Raw genomic sequence first — 19,386 nt, 5'->3', positions numbered from 1 at the left:
TCCTCTCGTCTCTGTGTGTCGGGGGCAGTCGGTGTGCATTGTCCTGTGTAGTTACGAGAAGTCCGGTTGGCCGAGTTCGGAGCGGCGTTTGTGGGCGTTGCCGGGCTGGATGCGCTCGACGAACGCGCCCCACGCGTCCCCGTTTGGGAACCGCAGGTTCTCGTCGCCGTCCCACGTGTAGCCGGCTTTCTTCAGCACCGCCCGGGCCTCGTCTACGTTGAACTCGTAGCCCGGCGTCTCGCCGTTGTGCCACTGCGTGAGGTCCGAGATGGGGTTCTCGCCGTTTGGCACGGTCGCCCGACCCTGCAGCACGCCTTCGGCGAACCCGCCGGAGTCGACGGCCTTCGCCAGCGCGACGCGGAACTCCTTGTCGCGGACGAGCGGGCAGGAGAACATGAGCTTCGTGTCGAGCGGCGCGAAGTTGCCGCTCGTCATCTTCTCGACGCCGCTGGTGCCGGCCGCGCGGTCGGCCTGACTGTTCGAGAGCGTCGCGCCGACGGCGTCGATCTCGCCGCCCTGCAGCGAGCCGATCATCGAGTCGATGTTGCCGACGTTGATCCAGATGACGCCCTCGACGCCGGGGCCGCTCTCGGCTTGGTCGCCCAGCGCGTCTGCCCGCCAGTCGTCGTCGAACATCCAGTGGCCGTCGTTGCGTGAGACTTCGAAGCGGGTCCCCTGCTCCCAGTTCTCGAACTGGAAGGGACCGGTTCCGACGGGGGCGTCGGGGTTGTGCTGAGACGGGTTATCGACGTCCTCCCACTTGTGTTTCGGGATGATGACGCTGCGGACGACGCGCTGGGTCATGAACGCCGCGTCGGGGTTCTTCAGGTTGAACCGGACCTCGTGGTCGCCCAGCACTTCGACGGACTCTATCGGCTCGTAGAACGGCGTCTGACTCGTCGAGGAGTGTTCCGTGTACAGTTCGACGGTGAACTTCACGTCCTCGGCGGTGAACGGTTCGCCGTCGTGCCACTCGACACCCTCGCGGAGCGTGAGTTCGACGGTGGTATCGTCGACGAACCCGCCGCCGGTCGCCAGCGCCGGAACCACGTCTAAGTCGGGCGTCGCGTCGAACAGGCCGTCGTAGATGAACGTCAGACGCTTCGCTTCCGCCCCGCCGGCGGCCCACGGCAGGTTCAGGGAGTTCATCGACGTCGTGACGCCTTTCACGTAGGTCTTGTCGTCGGTCTGCGGTTGGAGATTGACCTCCGACCAGACGAACGAGTCCTTCGTCGGGCCGTTGCCCGGCGTCTTCACGTAGCCGCTCCACTTGTCCGTGTTGACGGCCGTGATGACGTCCGGGAACAGCGTGATGAGCGCACCCACGTCGTCGGCGAATATCTCCTGTGCGCGGTCGACGAGTTCCTCGCGCTTCGCCCGGTCGGTCGTCTGGGCCTGTTCGGTGAGGATTTCCTGTAGCTCAGGGTGGTAGTAGTTGTCGTAGTTCGAGAGACTCCCGGCGCTCCGGCGCATCAACAGCGGGTTCGGGTCCAACCCGCGCTGTGGGTCCGGGCCGTGGGTACTCATCGAGATGACCGCTTCCAGCCCCTTCGTCGCCCAACTCTGGGCGTACAGTTGGTTGAGTGGCCGGTCGTTGAGTTCTGTACTGATACCGAGGTCGCTGAGTCCTCGCTGGACCATCAGCGCGTGTTCGCGCATCCACGGGTCGTCCTCGCTGGAGAACTCGACCGGAAGCGGGTCCAGCACCGCGCCCGCGGACGCACTGTAGTCGAGCGGCGGCGAGTCGGCGTCGACGGTGTCCCACTCGCGCCAGTACTGGGTCTGGACCGTCTCCGGCGTCCCCTCCGGCACGTTGGGCGTGAGGCTCTCGCCACCGCTACCGCCGTCGCCACCGTCGCCGCCACACCCGGCGAGTGCGCTCGTCGCGAGGGTCGTCCCCGTCGCCGCGAGGTAGCCACGTCGGGTCAGTCCTGAGCCGGTTCCGCTGCCGTATTCATCATCATCTTTCGGCGCCATCTCGCCCCCATCTTCCGGGCTATCTAGAATCGTTTTACTCCCTATGCCGACCGATATCTATCGAATTTTAAAACGGGGTGGATATTTTCGGGCCGGTTTGCGTGTCTGTTAGAACATTCCCACACACGTCACTCTCTCGGGCCGTAGATGAGTTCGAGGAGCGACCGCTCGGCCGTCCGGAGTCGTTCGCTGACCGTCGACTGCGCGACGCCTAGTTCCTCGGCCAGTTCCGTCTCGGACGTCTCCCGTGGCACGTCGAAGTACCCCCGGTTGTAGGCCGTCTCCAGAATCTCCAGTTGGTCGTCGGTGAGTTTCGAGACGAGTACCTCGGTCAGTCGGCCGCTGTCCAGCGGTTCGCCCGGGTCCTCGTTCTGTGTGACCGACAGCAACTCGAACTCGCCGAGGGTGTCCTGCACCTCGTCGGCCATCGAGCGGAACTGGTCCCAGTCCCGCGTCGTCGTCACGACTTCGAACCCGCCGTCCTGGAGGACGATGCGGTTCGGAATCGCCTCCTGTCGGAGTACCAACCCGAGGATGAACGGGTACGACTCCGTCGCGAGGATGGTGAGTCGTCGGATGTCCACGTCGGCGGACGCCGTCGGTATCTCGCTGGTGTAGAACAGCGACGCCCCGGAGATGTCGTCGACGAGGGCGTCGGCGTCGAAGTGCTCGCTGGCGACGACGGTCAGCGACTCGATCCACGTCCCGTCCTCGACGTAGAACGCGTTGTCGAGTTCGATGCTCCGCACGGACGGCAGTCGCTCCGCTAGCTTCGCCATCACGCCCGTCGGCATCGTGGTGAACTCGACGCGGAGAATGGTTGCCTCCTCTGTCGGGAAGAACCCACTCGCCTATATATGTCTCACGGCATCACGCGACGAGCGGCCAGTATGCCACCCACGCGACGGCGACGACGAGGAGCGAAAGACCCATCGTCAGCAGGCCGAACGAGGCGACGTCGCGGTGCGAGAGCGGTCCGCGGTCCATCGATATCAGTACCGCCGTCGTGTTGAACGGCAGGAGCGTCGTCGACCCGACGACGAGCAACGCCGAAAGCGCCAGATACAGCCGGTCGACGCCGAAGGCACCGCCGAACTCAAGCAGGATGGGGAGTGCGACGACGATAGCGGCCGACCCGGTCGAGAACAGCACCCGAATCCCGACGGCGAGCGCAAGTAACACCGCGACGACCTGCCAGTGGGCCAGCGCTCCGAAGGGGACGACCCGAGTCAGCACGTCGACGACGACGTCGATTGCGCCCGTGGCCTCCATCACCTCGAGTATCGAGAGCATCGCTCCGATGAGGAAGATGATACCCCAACTCACCTCCGTGACGTCCTCGGTCGTGATGACACCGATGCCGGGGAGGGCAAGCACCGTCACCGCGACGGCGGCCGGCACGACCGTCGGGAGGCCGACGAACGACCCGGCGACCCAACTCACAACGGCCCCGGCCACGACGACGGCGACGAGTCGCTGGTCCCGCGTCAACTGGCTCCCGTCGCCGTCCGTCGCCAACGGCGCGTTCTCCGCCTCGGCGACCGTCGTCGTTCCGTCGACGGTCGTCACGACGCCGGCGGCGACAGTGGCCAGCGCGTACAGGAGCACCGTCGGCGGGAGCATCAACACCGCCCACTCCACCCACGTCACCGGTCGGACGCTGTTGCTGACGATTTCGGAGGTGACGAGCGCCATCCCGCCGCCGGTCATCAACGCCATCGACGCGATCGGGTTTACGTGCCCGAGCAAGAGGAACCCGGCCCGCTCGAACCCGCTGTCGTCGGCCAGTCCGAACCCGCTTTCCAACTGTTCGACGATGGGGACGAACGTGACCGCACGGGCCATCGCCGACGGCATCACGAACGCCAGCGCGAGCATGCTTCCCGCGACCGAGCGCAGCGCCGCGCGCGGCGTACTCTCCGCCGAGAGTAGTCGACGAGCCAGTTGCCTGTCCAGACCGACCGTCCCGATGGCGTTGCCCAGCAGCAGGAGCAACAGGAGAAAGAAGACCAGTGTCGAGGTGTATCCGGTCGCCGCGGCCTCGAAGGAGTCTACGGTCCCGAGTGCGAACAGGAGCGTCACGCTGAGAACGCTCGAAACGACGTAGGGAACGGGTTCGGTCAACCAGAGGACCAGTGCGGTCAGAAACACCGCGAGCACGCGCTGGGCCGACATCGTCAGGTTGCCGGGCGGCGGGAGCGTTGCCCCCGCGAGGAGGACGAGCGCGGCCGCCACGAGTCCGAGTGCCTCCGGTGACAGGAGTACACGGCGGGTCGGTATCCTGTCCGTTCGCCCGTCGGTCATTAGCTTCGCTCTCGGGGGTCCAGATGAAGTATCTGATGGCAGGCGCAGTCGTTGGCCGGTTCTCGCGTGCGGCCGAGACCGGTGACCGCCCTGCTTATGCGGCGCCACCCCCTCTCTCGGGTATGGACTCGTCGCGGTTCCGTCGGTACGCGCCCGCCGTCGCGTTCGCCGCCCTGTTACTCGTCACGTCGCTCGTTCCGGTGCCGGAGAGCGGCACGGAGGCGGTACCGACACTGCTCGGTGTCGCGCTGGACAAGTGGGTTCACGCCGGGAGCTACGGAACGCTGACGACGCTACTCGCGTGGGGGAAGCGAACCCGGACCGCCGCCGTCGTCGCCGCCCTCGCGGCCGTCGCCGTCGGCTACGGCGCCGGCATCGAGATACTGCAGGGGCTCGTCGCCACCCGTGATACGAGCGGCGCGGACTTCGTCGCCAACGCCGTCGGGGCTACCCTCGCCGGCGTCGCGTGGCTCTGGTACGGACGGTGACCGCCGTCGCCCGATGGCGAGCGCTCGGACTGGTCGGGACAGCGGAAGCCACACGCGAGAGTATCAAATCTGATCTGGCGGAGTACACCCGTCTACCCCATCCCTCTCCCAGTTACCATGCACGATAACTAGAGGGTAAGTTAATCGTACACGAGTGGCATGTTGGTAGTAGGTATATGTCGGGGACCCCACTCTCGTCTCGGCACCGAATGCTCGTTCCCCGGCTACTCGTCGGTTTCGGCAGTCTCGTGTTTCTCTCGCAGGTCGCCGTCCAACTCGCCTTCGACGGCGTGGGCCAACTCGATTCGGTGCAGAATCTCTCCGCGTACGCGGTCAGTGCCGTACTCGCCGGCACCGTGATAGCCGTCGGCCTGTTCCTGACGCGGTCCGCCACTAGCCCCGCCCGCTACCCCCGAGTCGCGCTCTGGTGTCTCGGTACCGCCTCGATACTCCTTGCCATCAACGTCCCGCTGATAGTGGTCAGGCCCGGGTTGGACACCGTGGAAATCGTCGGCTGGGTCCACATCGTCTCCGCCACCGGGGCGGCGGGTGGGGCCGTCATCGGGTTCATCGAAGCGCGGGCCATCGAGCAGGCACAGGCCGCCGAACGCGCTCGGGTCAGAGCGGCGGCGACCGAGGCGGAACGGGAACGACTCGACTACCTCAACAGCCTCCTCCGTCACGAGGTGCTAAACAACGCGCAGATCATCATGGGACGCACCGAGTTGGTCCGGGACGAACACGAAGCGGACATCGAGGACCACTTGCGAACGATTCAGCGCCAAAGCGAGGCCATGACTCGCGTCATCGACGACGTACGGACGCTCATCAAAGCGTCACGAGACGACAGCTCACTCGACGAAATCGACCTCTCGTCGCTTCTCGAAGCCGAAATATCGGATCTGCAGGCGAAGTACCCCTCTGTCGAGATTACGGACGAGGTCCCCGAAGACGTCTCCGTTCTCGGCGACGAGATGATGCGGCGCATCTTCGGCAACCTCCTGTCGAACGCCGTCGAGCACAACGACAGTCCGACCCCCTGCGTCGAGATAACCGTCGAGCAGACGCCCGAAGTAGTCGCCGTCCACGTCGCCGACAACGGCCCGGGGATCTCGGCGGCGGAGCGTGCGACCCTCTTCGAGCGAAGCCAGAACGAAAACCACCAGGTCGGGTTGTTCCTCGTGAGCGTACTCGTCGACCGATACGACGGCACCATCGACCTCGCCGAAACCGGTCCCGACGGGAGCGTGTTCACAGTCGAGTTCCCCGCCGTCGACGGGGACCCCGCCCCGGAGAAGCAGTCCGAAGACGAGACTGCGCGGACTACCGCCCGCTCCCGTCTGTAACCGGTGTCGGAACGAGTCGGTGCTCGAAGAGAGCTCCGTCGGTCAATCGGACGGGCGCTCCCATCCAGCCGTCCAGACCGATCAGAGACCGTTCCGCTACTGGCGGCCGCAGTGAGAGGTCGAAGCGGATTTACGCGCTCGTCGGCTACCCCGGCACAATGAGCAAGCCCAGTCCCGACGTCTACGAGCAGGGCAAGGGCATGGACGCCCACAATTCGGTGATGCGCGACATCCGGTCGCGCAACGACTCGACCTACGACCCCCGGGAACCCACTCGCGTCTGGCTAGACGAGGACAACACGCCCGACGGCGTGTATCAGAGCCTGACAATCATCCTCAACACCGGCGGCTGTCGGTGGGCCCGCGCCGGCGGGTGTACGATGTGCGGGTACGTCGCCGAGTCCGTCGAGGGCGGGAGCGTCGCCCACGAGGACCTGATGGCCCAGATTCGGCACTGTCTGGATCACGAGGCCGAGGAGGCCGACGAGAAGAGCGGCCTCATCAAGATTTACACCTCCGGGAGTTTCCTCGACGAGCGCGAAGTCCCCGCCGAGACGCGGCAGGCCATCGCCGAGACGTTCGCCGACCGCGAGCGCATCGTCGTCGAGTCCCTGCCGGACTTCGTCGAGGAAGACCGCGTCAGCGATTTCGTCGACGTGGGACTACAGACGGACGTGGCCGTCGGCCTCGAAACCGCGACCGACCGCGTGCGCCACGACTGCGTGAACAAGTACTTCGACTTCGCGGACTTCGAAGAGGCCTGCGCCGCGGCACGGGACGCCGGTGCCGGCATCAAGGCCTACCTCCTGCTGAAGCCGGTCTTCCTCTCCGAGCGCGAGGCCGTCGAGGACATGAAATCGTCCGTCCGCCGCTGTGCGGCCGTCGACGGCTGTCACACCGTCTCGATGAATCCCTGTAACGTCCAGCGCTACACGATGGTCGAGGAACTGTACCACGACGGCGGCTACCGCCCGCCGTGGCTCTGGTCCGTCGCCGACGTACTCGAATCGACCGCCGAGGAGGACGTCATCGTCGTCTCCGACCCCGTCGGCCACGGCAGCGACCGCGGGCCGCACAACTGCGGCGAGTGCGACGACCGGGTCCAGCGCGCCATCAAGGACTTCGACCTGCGCCAGGACCCGAGCGTCTTCGAACAGGTAGAGTGTGAGTGCAACGCGACGTGGGACGCGGTCATCGAACGCGAGAAGAGCTACTCGATGCCGCTGGCGCGGTAAGTTTCCCGGTCGCACGTACGTTTATATCGGATTTCGTCCAACCAGCCGACGTGCACTATCGGACACCGCTCGCCGCGGTCGGTGGGGCCGTCACGACCTTCCTGCTAGTGACCGTGACCGTCATCGAACTCGTGAACGTCGAATTCTCCGCACTCGTCGCGCTCCCGCTCGGCCTCCTCGCCGGTCTCGGGACGCTCATGGCAGTGGCGCTCAACCTCGCGGACCTGTCGCCGGAGCGCCGTCGCCTGCTGTTCGCCTACGCCGCGTTCGGCCCGGCGGTGCTGCTGGTACTCGCGCTCTCGTACGTGAACGTCGGCCGGTCGCTGTTATCCGCCGAGGTGGCCGTCGGCGTCGGACTGCTCGCTACTGTCGTCGTATACGTCTCACTGTGGCGTCGCGAGAGCGCCGCGTAGACGGCGGCGTCGGGACCGCAGGAGTCGGGCAGTCTCAGAGTACGTCGTCCGGGTCGTGTTTCGCCTGCATCCGCTCGGCTTCCCCGGCGTAGCGCTCGCGCGTCTCGGCGTCGTCGACGCGCCCGAGGTTGTCCGGGTCGACGGCCATCGAGACGGGCGTCTCGCGGTGGTCGCCGGTGTAGGAGGTCAGCGCTCGTTCCTTGCGGAAGTCACGCTCACCGTCCGGCGTGGCGTACGTGAGGATGATGAGGTTCTGTTCGTCGTCGGAGTAGGTCCGTTCGACCAGCCAGACCCGGACGGACTCGTCGTCGGCAGCGGTGGTCTCGTCTGTACGCATACTGTCGGGTAGGCGCCGACAGGAAAAGAGTGTGGTGCCTGTTCTCACGCACCGAGACGACCAGTTTCACTTTCACTCCGGTAGGATGGCGTTTTTACGTCCGGGGGCTATACTGATTCATAGGGGCCGCGGACAATGTCACACGCTCCACTGGCCCCGCTCCATTCCTATCCCCTTTGGACTACGTCCGTAGTGACCGGACAGAAGACAGTTACCGACCGGGAGCGACGGCGCCGATATGCGCCGACCACTCGCTATCGCCACCCTCCTCCTGAGCGTCGCCCTCGTCGCCGTCGGCGGGGCCGCCGTCGCCGGCGTCGGCCCGTTCCAGACGCCGCCGGACGTCCGGATCACGGACGACCACCCGTCTGAGCCCGTCCTTCAGCCGTTCGAGTACGACGGCCGGTCGGCACAGCCAATCGACTACGTTCACGTCGGAACCCCGTCCGACGGCCGCCCGAAGCCGGTCGGCTTCGTCGTCGTGAACGCCGGCCCGGCCCGAGAGGTTCCGATGTCTGTCGGCCACTCGCCGACGGAGACAAACATCGTCGACCGGACGGTGACGATGCCCGAGAACACGACCGTCGTCTTCCTGTTCCACGAGGCCGCTACCTATCGAGTGACTGTTCAGACGGAGCGGGGGGTCGGCGAGTACGTCGTCGAGCCATCGGATTTCGACTGTAACGAGCGGTCCTACGGCGTTCGAGTCGAGGCTGGCGGGCAGACACTCCTGACGCAGAAAGCGACGACGATGGCCTGCGGTTAGTCGGCAAAGCCCTGCAGCACGGGCTTTCCGTCGGTGCGGCCCAGATCGTCGAGCGACGCGCGTTCGGGGTGGGGCATCATGACGGCGACGTGGTCGGCCTCGCCGGTGACGCCCGCGACGGCGTGTTTCGAGCCGTTGGGGTTGGCCTCCGGAGTCACGTTGCCCTCGGCGTCGCAGTACTTGAAGATGATGCGGTCGTCGGCTTCGAGGTCGTCGAGACGCTCGTCGGTTATCTCGTAGCGGCCCTCGCCGTGAGCGATGGGGAGTTCGACCACGTCGCCCTCCTCGTAGTGGCGGGTCCACGGCGTGTCGGCGTTCTCGACGCGGAGGTGGACGTGTTCACACTGGAAGCGGGCGCTCTCGTTGGTGGTGAACACGCCGGGCGTGAGCGAGGACTCACAGCCGATTTGTGCGCCGTTGCACACCCCGAGGACGGGCGTCCCGTCGTCGGCGGCGTCGCGCACCTCCTCCATGATGGGCGAGCGAGCGGCCATCGCGCCGGCACGGAGGTAGTCCCCGTAGGAGAACCCGCCGGGGAGCATGATGCCGTCGACGTCGGCGGGCAGGCCGTCCTCGTGCCAGACGAGGTCGGCGTCGAAGCCCAGCGATTCGAGGGCTTGTACGGAGTCGCGGTCGCAGTTCGACCCGCCGAACTGGATGACGGCGATGGTCACAGTGACCACCCCGTGTGGGAACCGAGCATCGGCGTCAGTGTGACGGCGATCATTCCCGTTCGGCGACCTCCACGTCGTAGTCGTGGATGGTCGGGTTCGCGAGGAGTCGTTCGGCCATCTCCTCGGCGCGCTCGGCGGCGTCCTCGGCGGACTCGGCGTCGAGGTCGATCTCGAACCGGTCGGCCGAGCGGAGGTCCGACAGTTCGAAGCCGAGGCGTTCGAGCTGGCGCTGAGTCGTCTCGGCCTCGGGGTCTAAGACGCCGCGCTTCAGGCGAACGGTGACGGTCGCGGTGAAGGCAGTCATTACTGAGAGCGCGGCGGGGGGCGGAGAAAACGCTTGTGTTATCGGAGCGCAGGCACCGCCGTCCACTCCCGTGGCTGGTCGGGGAGGCCCCGCACCCGGATGTCGACGCCGGCGTCGGCATCGCGCACCTCGATGCGGGCGTCGAACGACTGGGCGATACTGCCGACCACCCGGTCCTCGTGGGCCTCGGGGTCGATGGCACAGACGCCCAGTCCGTCCGCGGTCCGGATCCGGCTGGAGACGGTGTTGATGAAGCGAAACACCGGCCGCACGTCGTCGCTGTAGACGAGCAGCGGCGTCAGCGTGTAGATGCCGGTCCGCACCGCGTCGTAGCCCCGGGCGTAGACGGACTCGTACTGGCCGGCGTACTCGATGCCGATGCCGGTGAGGTCGGCCGGCGTCCCGACGGCCGAGACGAACTCGCCGCCGTCGCCGTCGTCCTGCGTGCAGTCGACGACCCGGACTCGCTCGCCGGGGGCGCTCCCGCCGAGGCGCTCGAAGTCGGACAGCGTCTCGCGGGCGCTCGTATCCGCCGTGATGATGACGACGGCGTCCCCGCCGAGTAGGAGTCGGAGCAGCAACTCTCGGGTTCCCCCCAGCGCCGGCCCCGTCACGAGCAGGTTCGTCCCTGTCTCGACCGGTTCCAGCGGGAGGTTCTCGAACTCGTAGACTGCGTCGCCTTGCAGCGACATCTCACTCACGCTCCTCGCCGAGTCGGCGGCGCAACAGGAGCTGTTCTTCGACCTCGTCGGCGAACCGTCGGAGGTCGTCCAGTTCCGCCCGCGTGTACGAGCGTGGTTCGTCGTCGGTACAGCAGACTGCGCCCAGCGCGTTCCCCTCGCTGTCGGTGATGCGGGCGCCGGCGTACGACCGGATGTGCAGTTCGTCCAGTCGGTCGACTTCGGCAAAGCGGGGGTCCTCGTGGGTGTCCTCGACGACCATCTCCTCGTCGGTGAGGATGGTGTGGGTACAGATGCTGTCCTCCCGCGCCAGCGTTCGCCAGTTGGCCCCCGTACAGGCGACGAACCGCTCCTCGTGTTCGTCGACCAGACCGACGAAGGCCACGTCGATGTCGAAGTGAGTCGTCATCAGTGCCGTCAGGCGGTCGAACGTCGCCTCCGCGGACAGTTCGGCCACGTCGTACGCCCGGACCGCCGACAGTCGCTCGGTCTCGTTCTCGGGGAGCGGATAGGCCGCCTGCGTCACCTCGGCGGTGGCCCCCTCGACGACGTCGACGAGGCGGTCACGGGCGTCCGGGACCGACCGCGGGACGTACTCTACGACCTGCTCTCGACCGCCACGCGGCAACTCGGAGAGCGATTGCGAGGTGAAGAGGACACAGGCACAGTCCGGGTGCCGGTCACGGACCGCGGCTACCACGTCGAACCCGTCGCCGTCGGGGAATCTGAAGGCGGTCACGACACAGTCGATGTCACCGCCGAGCGCGGCCTCAACGGTGTCGACGGACGATGCGGTGACGACGTCGAAGCCGGCCGATTCGAGCGCGGTGGCCGTCGCCGAGCGGTGTTCTTCGTCGGCGTCGGCACAGACCACAGTCGACAACTCACGGCTCACGTGCCCCACCTGTGGGCGGAACAACTAAGCTATACCGCCACAGGAGCGGAAAACGAAGGCTTTTGCATCGCGCACGTCGAACCCACTGGCAATGAACCACGGTACCGTCCGGAGGTGGCAGGCATGACACACGGTCTCACCGAGATAACGGTCGTCGGCGACGACGACACGGGTCTCATCGCCGAGGTCACCTCGCTGTTGTTCGAACGCGGCATCAACATCGAGGACCTGGACCAGGCGGTCCGTGAGGGGGTCTTCCGGATGACGATGCACGTCGACACCGGCGACATGGTGACGACGGAAACGAAACTTCGGGAGGACCTCACCGAACTGGGCGACGAACTGGGCGTCGACGTGCAGGTCCGGTTCCCCGCCGACCGCGAGACTCAGTCCATCGCCGTCCTCGTCACCAAGGAATCGCACTGTCTGGAGGCGCTGTTCGAGGCGTGGGCAAACGGCGACCTCGGCGCGGACATCGAGGTGGTCATCGGCAACCACGACGACCTCGAACCGCTGGCCCGGAAGTACGACGTCCCGTTCCACGACATCGGGGACGAGAAGGGAACGCCCGACGAGGAGAAACTGCTCGAACTGCTCGCGGAGTACGACGCAGACCTCATCGCGCTGGCCCGCTACATGCGCATCCTCTCGCCGGACGTCGTCTTCCGGTACGAGAGTCGCATCATCAACGTCCACCCGAGCCTCCTGCCGGCGTTCCCCGGCGCATCGGCGTACATGCAGGCCATCGAGGAGGGCGTCCGCATCGCCGGCGTCACGGCCCACTACGTGACGACCGACCTCGATCAGGGCCCCATCATCACCCAGCGGGCGTTCAACGTCCCCGACGACGCCACCGAGGAGGAACTGCAGGAACTCGGCCAGCCACTCGAAGCCGAGGCGCTCATCGAGGCCATCAAACTCCACCTCAACGACGACGTCACGGTCCACCGCGGCCGGACGAAACTGCGGGACCCCGAGGAGACCGACGTGCAGCTGGGCGCGCCGGCGGCGCTGGACGAGGAGAACCCGGACCGACCCATCGACGGCCTCGGCGAGTTCGTCGCCGGGGACGACTCGGAACCGGAGGCCAAAGCGGACGACTAACCCGCACGAGCATCCGCGGGATGCTCGGTACGGACGAACGACTGGCCTGCGCCGTACGTGGCGAGGCGCACGGAGTAGCGAGCACCGAGCCCCGAGGCGCTGCAAAACCGATTTCGCCGCTCACATCTCGTACCGGGAGATGCGGCCGGACGCACAGTGCGGACACTCCGCGACGTGGCCCTCGACAGAGGCGCCACAGCGCCGGCACTCGTGGACGACCGTCGTCGTCTCGCCACAGCGGTCACACGTCGCGGTGTCGACGCCGACGTACGCGACGAACCGCTCGACGAGCGTCACTGCTCGTCCCCTCCCTCGACCCGTCCGGCCGACCCGCCGTCGGCCGTCGTTCGGACCGCTCCCGTACTGCGTCCCCACATCGGTTATCCCTCCGACTCCACCTGCACGCGGTGGACCGTGACGTACAGTTGCTCTAGCTCCGAGAACGGCGAGCGTATCCGGGTCTTCCCCTTGAGGCCGTAGTCGTAGTGGGCGGCCCCGTACTGGCCGACGGTGAGGTTCCCGGTCACGGCGAGGCCGTACAGGTCGCCCTGCTTGATGTAGACGTAGCCGCTCCCGTCGGTCCCGGCGGGGGCGTAGACGAGGCCGTCGAACGTCGCCTTCTTGCTGTTCGATCCGGCGATAGTCGCGTTGAACTCCCGGGTGCCGTACACTCTGAAGCTTCGCGAGTCCTCGCCGGGCACGTGGACGGCGCTTTTCTTCCCGACGTGGAAGTTGACCGCTTTGCTCCCCAGTCCCGTCGGGGAGACGGTCGTGTCGTTCTCGCCGGCGACGACGAAACGGGCGATGCCGTCACCCTCGACGGTGATGTTGCCCCCCTGCTCCAGTTTCACGTAGTCGCGAACGACGACCGTCACGTCGCCGTCGGTGGTGTTCAGCGTCATCGACTCGCCGTCCAGCGTGACGTTGTGGACGTAGTATCGGCCCGCGTCGAGTTCGGTGGACGAACCGGTCGTCGTGAGTTGGTCGTCGGTGATGGCCGACGTCTCGTCGTTCTCGTTTTCGTCTTTGACCTGCTCGGCGTACGTCGCGACGAACGTATCGATGGGCATGACCGACCGGACGCCGTCGATTCGCTCGACGTCGCCGGCGACTTTCGACTTCTCGGTGCTGTCCGGTTCGGGAGCCTGCGTCCAGTAGGCGCTCCCGTTGATCTCCGTACTGCCCTGCAGGTCGACCGTCCCGCCCGACTTGACGTCGCCGTCGACGAGTGAGTCCCCCGTGGCCGTGACGTCGCCAGCCGACTGTATCAGCCCGTTCGCCGAGTTGGTCTGTGAGTAGTTCCCCGCCGACGAGTCGTAGCTATTGACGTAGGCACCGGTCCCCGCGACGGCCAGTTCGCCCGTACTCGACGTCGCGATGATGCCCGCGTCGAAGGTCGTGTGGCCCGGCAGGACGACGAACGTGGCGGTCACACGTTCGCCCACGTGGTCGTAGGTCACGATGGCGTCCGTCTCGTCCTCGAAGTAGCGCCCCCACGCGTCGTAGTACGCGCTCTGGACCGTCACCGTCACCGACCCGCTGTCGGGCGGGTTCGAGAACCCGGCCGTTCGGTTCGGATACTGCTGGGTCAGCGGGCCGTCGGGCCGACTGTCGAGACGGCTCGTTAGCCCCGTCTCACCGTCGATGGAGACGACCGGGAGCGTCAGGGTCCGGTCGCGGTAGTGGAACTCGGGCCGGGAGAGCAGCACCGACCCGTCGCCGTCACTCCGCCAGACGCCGCCGCCCTGTGACGCGACGGTCGTCTCGCCTTGTCTGTACTCGACCGTGCCGAGCGACTCGTTCACGACGACTGTCTCTGCGCTCGTCTCGTTGTCGACCGCGACGCGAATCCAGCCCGTGTCGTGGTACCGCACCTCGCCGTCGTTGGCACGCAGGCCGAGGTCGGTGGTCGCTCGGGACTGTCCGAACGCGACGGCGCTCACGTCGGTATCGAACGCCGCGAGCGCGTGTTCCGCCGCCCCTATCTCCGCTCTGTCGCGCGACTCGACGATAGCCGTGGTGCCGCTGGCGACGAGGACGGACAGGCTCAAGACGACGATCACCAACAGCAAGACGACGGCGATGACCTCCGATTGGCCGCGCGTGGTCGTCCGGCCGCCGCTCGTGGCGGCCGTCTCGTCGGATCGTCGGGTCGTGTCTGCGTTCATGGTGTCTCTTGTCGTCTCCTGTCGCGTGTGTCGCCGTCCCCTGTGCCCGGAGTTATCCGTCACCGACGACGGATACCGAACGCCGAGCGGGGACCAGGACGGAATGTTACTACGCCTGTGCGCGTGCGGTCACGGTGCCGTCGACGTGGCGAGGACCGCGCTCTTGTCGCTGTTCGGGGAATTGTAGACGACCTTGATCGTCTCGCCCGAGTCGTAGGTGCCGCCGGACACGAGTTCGTTGCCTGCCGATATCTCCGAGGGGGCACCTGCCGATATCGAAAGGTCGTCATTGGTGCTGTCCGTGACTTTCAGATTCGCCTTGCTCAGCGTATCGCCACCGTCGTGCGTTATCGTCACTTGGGTAGCGCCGGTGTCGTAGTCGAACGTGAAGCTCGCCTGCGGCGTCGCGTTAGTCGTGCTGCCCAGTCCGATGACGAACGATCCGATGACGGCCGCGAGGATGACCGTGATTGCGACCATCAGCACGACGCCGATAACCGGCGAGACGGCGTCGTCGCTTTCAATCAGTTCTTTGATGTTTCGTAGTTGCATGGTTCTGTGGTGGATGGTCCACGAGTACGATTCGGCAGTCGTGTCGACATCTCACGTCGTCCGACACTGGTCTCGTCGGTGGTACACGCACTCCGCCCGCGACGTCGCGGGCGAGCAGTGCGGTACCGCGTCCCGTCTCCCCACCGCGCCGACTCCCTTGCACTCTCGACCATCGCTGCACCTCATCCAACCGCTCATGGTGACATTGTTATTGGATAAATACCAGCTTACCAGTGATACGCCAGTCGAAACGACCTGCTACTGTTCAAGACAGTTCAGCGTTGTTCAGGTTAGTAGCCCGTTTATTCCCACCCCGCGTCTGTCGTATGGGGGGGTGTAACAACGTGCGTGCTGGCGAAAGCCGACACAACGATGGAACAACTCGGTACAGATCCGTCGATTGGTGACAGACTGCGCGCGCGGGCGTACGAGAGCGCGTGCGACGACCAGCAGGTGGGACGATGACTCGCCTCCTCCGCACGGGCATCGACGTGCTAGACCGGAAACTGAACGGGGGCGTGCCGCCGGGGAGCCTCGCGCTGCTCTCTGCGGACCCCGCGAGCCAGTCCGAGCAGTTCCTCTACGAGTTGACCACCCCGCGCCGGACAGTCTACGTCACGACGGCACGGTCACAACGGGCGATCCGTGTCGCGATGGAGAACGCTGGCGGGACGCTCGATACCACCGACGTGTACGCGATCGGCGAGCGACCGCTGAAAGAGACCTATCAGGTCATCCGCGATAGCCCGGCCCAGTCGACTATCGTCGTCGACACCGTCGATATGCTCGAAACGGGGAACACACAGGAGTTCCTCCACTTTCTCAACGACGTCCGCGACGAGCTATCGGAGAAAGGGAGCTTCGCGGTCATGCACGGCCTCGACGGTCGGCAGGTCCCCGTCCAGCGCGACGTCACCGAGTACCTCGCGGACATCATCTTCGAACTCTCGACAGAGGTCCGAGGTGAGAGCATCGAGAACCGCCTCATCGTGCCGAAGTTCAGGGGCGGTGCGCCGTTCGACGAGACGGTGAAACTCGAACTGACACAAGAAGTCGCCATCGACACCAGCCGGGACATCGCCTGACGACCGGTCGGTTCCCGTGTTACAGAGACCGGTTACTGCCAGAGCGCCGTGCGCGTTCCGCGACGGTGTATATGATAGCTGACAATCGATAGTCGCGCTGTTCGACGCCGAGATAACGCAGTGCCTTCCACCGCCGATACACATTCTCACCTCGAATGCCGGTGTAGACGCCCGCTAACCCCACACGAGATCGCATCGAACACGCCGTCGCTCCCGGCAGTCACGGCGGTATACACTTTCTACTTTCAGGTAAACCACACATTACCAACAGGGAGTAGGTGTGTGGTGATACCCAGCCACACGCGCTTCGGCGTCGCCGTGTCAGGCACCGGTTTATCGGTGGCCGGCACCGCCGGGGGCCGTGTGTTGGGACCACAATGAGTGAACACAGCTATCCGAACGGTGGGGACTCGCAACGGCGAGGTGATGGGCCGTGACGTCCGAGTCCGGACCGTCCACAGACGACGACCAGCAGGACCGCCCGGTCGCGGTCGGCACGTACACCTGGGACGACCTGCTGGCCGAGATGGGGTACAACGCGGACATCGAGCGGACCGTCGAGACGGACCACTCCGACACCGACGGTAGCGGTGTCCTCGGGACCTTCGGCAAGACGGAGACGGCGGAGACGCCCGTCCGGACGCGAGACTGGAGCGCGACCGAGTTCTCGCCGGCGGACTTTCTCGGGTGTCACCCCGACGAGTTCCCGGCACGCGTCGGTCACGCGAAGGGGAACGCCCGACTGCTCTACGAGCGGTACGCCGAGTGGATTGGGGCCACGCCGGTCACGAAGGACGCGTACACGTGGGAACACTTCAAGTGGGAGCACTACTACGACGAGGACGGTCACCCGCCCGAAGACGGCGACGGGAACACCGAGCCGTTCGACCCGGCGTCGTTCCTCGGGTTCCCGCCAGCGGAGATCGAAGACCGGCTCACCCGCGCCAGCGACTTCGCCGAGGTGCTCGACGAGATCGTCGACCGGCGAACGGTCAACGTCAACCCCGAAATCGACGAGGACGCGTTCTTCTCGACCCACGACGGTCTGACGACGCTCGCCAACCGCTACGACCTGGAGAAGACGGTGTCGATGGACAAGAAGCGCCACTTCGTCGAGATGGAGCGCTACTGGGTGAACAAGCCCTACGCGTTCGTCGTCGTCTTCCACTCCATCAAGGAGAACGAGAAGAAGTACTGCGTCGTCGAGCCGTACATGAACGACATCGAGGCGCGGGTCAAGGAGTACCTGACCGGCCGCCTCAGGACGGCGGTGAAGTACTCCGACGAGGACGCGCTCATCGACGGGAACGAGGCCGACAGGGTCGAGGTCATCCAGTCGGAGACGCTCCGGCTCTTAGACCAGTACGACCTCCGCGAGGGCGTCACTGGCGACAGCGTCGTCGGACAGTTCAAGGACCTGTTCGGTATCGACGAGGCCGAAGAGCGCCCCGACCGGGAGCTACAGGGGCTCTCGGCGCGGCCGGAACCGGCGGTCATCGAAGAGGACGCCGGGACGCTGACGGAAGCACAGGTCGAACGGCTCCTGTACGAACTCGAACGGGACTTTCTGGGCTACGAGCGCATCGACGCCATCAAACACGACATCAACGTCGAGGACGTCTCGTGTGACGGCTACGACTCGCCGGTCTTCGTCTACCACACGGAGTACGAGAACGTCATCACGAACGTCACGCACGACGAGACGGGACTGGACAACTTCGTCGTCAAACTCGCCCAGCGCTCGGGGAAAGGCATCTCGAAGCGACGACCGCAGGTCGACGCGACGCTGCCGGACGGCTCTCGCGCCCAGTTGACGCTGGGTCGGGAAGTCTCGGACCACGGGACGAACTACACGATTCGGCAGTTCAAGGACGTCCCCTTCACGCCTATCGACCTCATCAACTGGAACACGTTCTCGCTGGAGGAGATGGCGTTTCTCTGGCTGGCCATCGAGAACAACCGGAGCCTCATCTTCGCTGGCGGAACGGCCTCCGGGAAGACCACGAGTCTGAACGCCGTCTCGCTGTTCATCCCCTCGAACTCGAAAATCGTCTCCATCGAGGACACCCGTGAAGTCGAGTTGCCCCAGCGCAACTGGGTCGCGAGCGTCACCCGCCCCTCCTTCGGCGAGGACGACGTCGGCGACGTCGACGAGTTCGACCTGCTGGAAGCGGCGCTCCGCCAGCGGCCGGAGTTCATCGTCATGGGCGAGGTCCGCGGCGAGGAGGGACGGACCCTCTTCCAGATCATGTCGACGGGGCACACGACGCTGACGACGTTCCACGCCGACTCCGTCGGCGAGGTGTTGAAACGGTTCACGACCGACCCGATCAACGTCTCGAAGACGATGTTCACCGGGCTGGACCTCGTCTCGATCCAGACCCAGACCCGCGTGCAGGGCCGGAAGGTCCGGCGGAACAAGACGATAACCGAGGTCAACCACTACGACGCCGAGAACGACGAGATAAACATCCGCGACATCTTCGAGTGGCAACCCGAGAGCGACGAGTTCCTGCAACTCGGTCGGTCGAACACCTTACAAGAGATACAGTTCGACCGGGGCTGGGACCGCGACCGTCTCGAAGAAGAACTGTTCAAGCGCAAAGTCGTACTGGCCTATCTCGTCGAAAACGACCGCAACGACTACGCCGAGGTCGCGGCGACGCTGCAGGCGTTCATCAACGACCCCGAGTCGATTCTCGCGCTGCTGGCCCGCGGGGAACTCGGAGAGAGCCTCGCTGACCTCCGTGAGATGGAGAGCGTCGAGATCGACATCGACCCGGAGAAGGAGGCAGTCGTCCCGCGACCCGACCCCGACCCGGAGACGAGACAGGTTGCGAAAGAGATTCTCGACACCGCCGACGGGACGCTCTTCGAGGAGTACCGCGACCGCGACGCGTTCTCGCTGATGGACGCGCTCCCGGAGCACGCGCGGGCGAAGGGCGCCGAGATACGGAGCGGATTGGCGGCCGACGGGATGGGGACGGCCCCGCTGGCCGACCCCGTGGTCGTGGAACAGGGCGACGAACAGACCGACGACGACACGGAGTGAGACACC

The 19,386-nt window shown here is 65.7% G+C and carries 19 protein-coding genes; 8 read left to right on the top strand and 11 right to left on the bottom strand.

Features of this window, described 5'->3' with window-relative positions:
• Nucleotides 1-51: 51 nt before the first annotated feature.
• The 3 genes from NDI85_RS11610 to NDI85_RS11600 form a co-directional block, all read right to left on the bottom strand.
• Complete coding sequence (locus NDI85_RS11610) at nucleotides 52-1,977, bottom strand: ABC transporter substrate-binding protein (RefSeq protein WP_310915843.1); 1,926 nt, start codon at nucleotides 1,975-1,977, stop codon at nucleotides 52-54.
• A 128-nt stretch (nucleotides 1,978-2,105) separates the two neighbouring features.
• Complete coding sequence (locus NDI85_RS11605) at nucleotides 2,106-2,756, bottom strand: helix-turn-helix domain-containing protein (protein ID WP_396275529.1); 651 nt, start codon at nucleotides 2,754-2,756, stop codon at nucleotides 2,106-2,108.
• Between the two features lie 91 nt (nucleotides 2,757-2,847).
• On the bottom strand, nucleotides 2,848-4,281 hold the full coding sequence (locus tag NDI85_RS11600) for an SLC13 family permease (RefSeq protein WP_188996393.1): 1,434 nt from the start codon (nucleotides 4,279-4,281) through the stop codon (nucleotides 2,848-2,850).
• Between the two features lie 122 nt (nucleotides 4,282-4,403).
• Here NDI85_RS11600 and NDI85_RS11595 point away from each other — a divergent pair, with 122 nt between their 5' ends.
• The 4 genes from NDI85_RS11595 to NDI85_RS11580 all read left to right on the top strand — a co-directional run bounded on the left by NDI85_RS11595 (nucleotide 4,404) and on the right by NDI85_RS11580 (nucleotide 7,763).
• Entirely contained in the window at nucleotides 4,404-4,769 is a 366-nt protein-coding gene (locus tag NDI85_RS11595; protein ID WP_310915841.1) for a VanZ family protein, read from the top strand.
• A 209-nt stretch (nucleotides 4,770-4,978) separates the two neighbouring features.
• Nucleotides 4,979-6,115 (top strand): HAMP domain-containing sensor histidine kinase, encoded by a 1,137-nt coding sequence (locus NDI85_RS11590; RefSeq protein ID WP_310915840.1) that lies wholly within the window; start codon nucleotides 4,979-4,981, stop codon nucleotides 6,113-6,115.
• Between the two features lie 158 nt (nucleotides 6,116-6,273).
• Nucleotides 6,274-7,350, top strand: coding sequence for an archaeosine biosynthesis radical SAM protein RaSEA (locus tag NDI85_RS11585; protein ID WP_310915839.1), 1,077 nt, complete (start codon nucleotides 6,274-6,276; stop codon nucleotides 7,348-7,350).
• Between the two features lie 50 nt (nucleotides 7,351-7,400).
• Entirely contained in the window at nucleotides 7,401-7,763 is a 363-nt protein-coding gene (locus NDI85_RS11580) for a hypothetical protein (RefSeq protein WP_188996401.1), read from the top strand.
• A gap of 34 nt (nucleotides 7,764-7,797) precedes the next feature.
• On the opposite strand, the gene NDI85_RS11575 is transcribed toward NDI85_RS11580, so the two are convergent.
• A complete protein-coding gene (locus NDI85_RS11575) occupies nucleotides 7,798-8,100 on the bottom strand; it encodes a hypothetical protein (protein ID WP_166972394.1) in 303 nt (100 codons plus the stop codon).
• Between the two features lie 238 nt (nucleotides 8,101-8,338).
• Between NDI85_RS11575 and NDI85_RS11570 the strand changes: the two genes are divergently transcribed.
• Nucleotides 8,339-8,866 (top strand): hypothetical protein, encoded by a 528-nt coding sequence (locus NDI85_RS11570; RefSeq protein WP_188996403.1) that lies wholly within the window; start codon nucleotides 8,339-8,341, stop codon nucleotides 8,864-8,866.
• Here NDI85_RS11570 and purQ read toward each other — a convergent pair.
• From purQ to NDI85_RS11550, 4 genes are read right to left on the bottom strand one after another with little or no spacing between them, the layout of a single operon-like run.
• The gene (gene purQ / locus NDI85_RS11565) at nucleotides 8,863-9,540 is read right to left on the bottom strand and encodes a phosphoribosylformylglycinamidine synthase I (protein ID WP_188996885.1); all 678 of its coding nucleotides are present in this window, start codon (nucleotides 9,538-9,540) and stop codon (nucleotides 8,863-8,865) included. The two genes, NDI85_RS11570 and purQ, sit on opposite strands and share 4 nt — an antisense overlap.
• Nucleotides 9,541-9,589: 49 nt before the next feature.
• Complete coding sequence (gene purS, locus NDI85_RS11560) at nucleotides 9,590-9,844, bottom strand: phosphoribosylformylglycinamidine synthase subunit PurS (protein WP_166972388.1); 255 nt, start codon at nucleotides 9,842-9,844, stop codon at nucleotides 9,590-9,592.
• 38 nt (nucleotides 9,845-9,882) lie between these two features.
• The gene (locus NDI85_RS11555) at nucleotides 9,883-10,536 is read right to left on the bottom strand and encodes a hypothetical protein (RefSeq protein ID WP_188996405.1); all 654 of its coding nucleotides are present in this window, start codon (nucleotides 10,534-10,536) and stop codon (nucleotides 9,883-9,885) included.
• Between the two features lies 1 nt (nucleotide 10,537).
• Complete coding sequence (locus NDI85_RS11550; protein WP_310915838.1) at nucleotides 10,538-11,419, bottom strand: GAF domain-containing protein; 882 nt, start codon at nucleotides 11,417-11,419, stop codon at nucleotides 10,538-10,540.
• A gap of 123 nt (nucleotides 11,420-11,542) precedes the next feature.
• Between NDI85_RS11550 and NDI85_RS11545 the strand changes: the two genes are divergently transcribed.
• Nucleotides 11,543-12,523: a formyltetrahydrofolate deformylase gene (locus NDI85_RS11545; protein WP_310915837.1), complete on the top strand. Its 981-nt coding sequence runs from the start codon at nucleotides 11,543-11,545 to the stop codon at nucleotides 12,521-12,523.
• Nucleotides 12,524-12,643: 120 nt separating this feature from the next.
• Here NDI85_RS11545 and NDI85_RS11540 read toward each other — a convergent pair whose 3' ends face one another.
• From NDI85_RS11540 to NDI85_RS11530, 3 genes are all read right to left on the bottom strand, one after another.
• On the bottom strand, nucleotides 12,644-12,898 hold the full coding sequence (locus NDI85_RS11540) for a hypothetical protein (protein WP_310915836.1): 255 nt from the start codon (nucleotides 12,896-12,898) through the stop codon (nucleotides 12,644-12,646).
• A 5-nt stretch (nucleotides 12,899-12,903) separates the two neighbouring features.
• Nucleotides 12,904-14,691, bottom strand: coding sequence for a hypothetical protein (locus NDI85_RS11535; protein WP_310915835.1), 1,788 nt, complete (start codon nucleotides 14,689-14,691; stop codon nucleotides 12,904-12,906).
• Nucleotides 14,692-14,820: 129 nt separating this feature from the next.
• On the bottom strand, nucleotides 14,821-15,243 hold the full coding sequence (locus tag NDI85_RS11530; protein WP_310915834.1) for a type IV pilin N-terminal domain-containing protein: 423 nt from the start codon (nucleotides 15,241-15,243) through the stop codon (nucleotides 14,821-14,823).
• A 461-nt stretch (nucleotides 15,244-15,704) separates the two neighbouring features.
• On the opposite strand from NDI85_RS11530, the gene NDI85_RS11525 reads away from it, so the two are divergent.
• A complete protein-coding gene (locus tag NDI85_RS11525; RefSeq protein WP_188996411.1) occupies nucleotides 15,705-16,328 on the top strand; it encodes a transcriptional regulator in 624 nt (207 codons plus the stop codon).
• Between the two features lie 433 nt (nucleotides 16,329-16,761).
• Nucleotides 16,762-19,380: a type II/IV secretion system ATPase subunit gene (locus NDI85_RS11520; protein WP_310915833.1), complete on the top strand. Its 2,619-nt coding sequence runs from the start codon at nucleotides 16,762-16,764 to the stop codon at nucleotides 19,378-19,380.
• Nucleotides 19,381-19,386: the final 6 nt, after the last annotated feature.

The organism is Haloarcula sp. S1AR25-4, from assembly GCF_031624555.1.
GTDB classification, from domain to species: Archaea; Halobacteriota; Halobacteria; order Halobacteriales; family Haloarculaceae; genus Haloarcula; species Haloarcula pellucida.
Note: the sequence above shows the minus strand (reverse complement) of the source record. Positions and strands in the feature narration are given on the sequence as shown.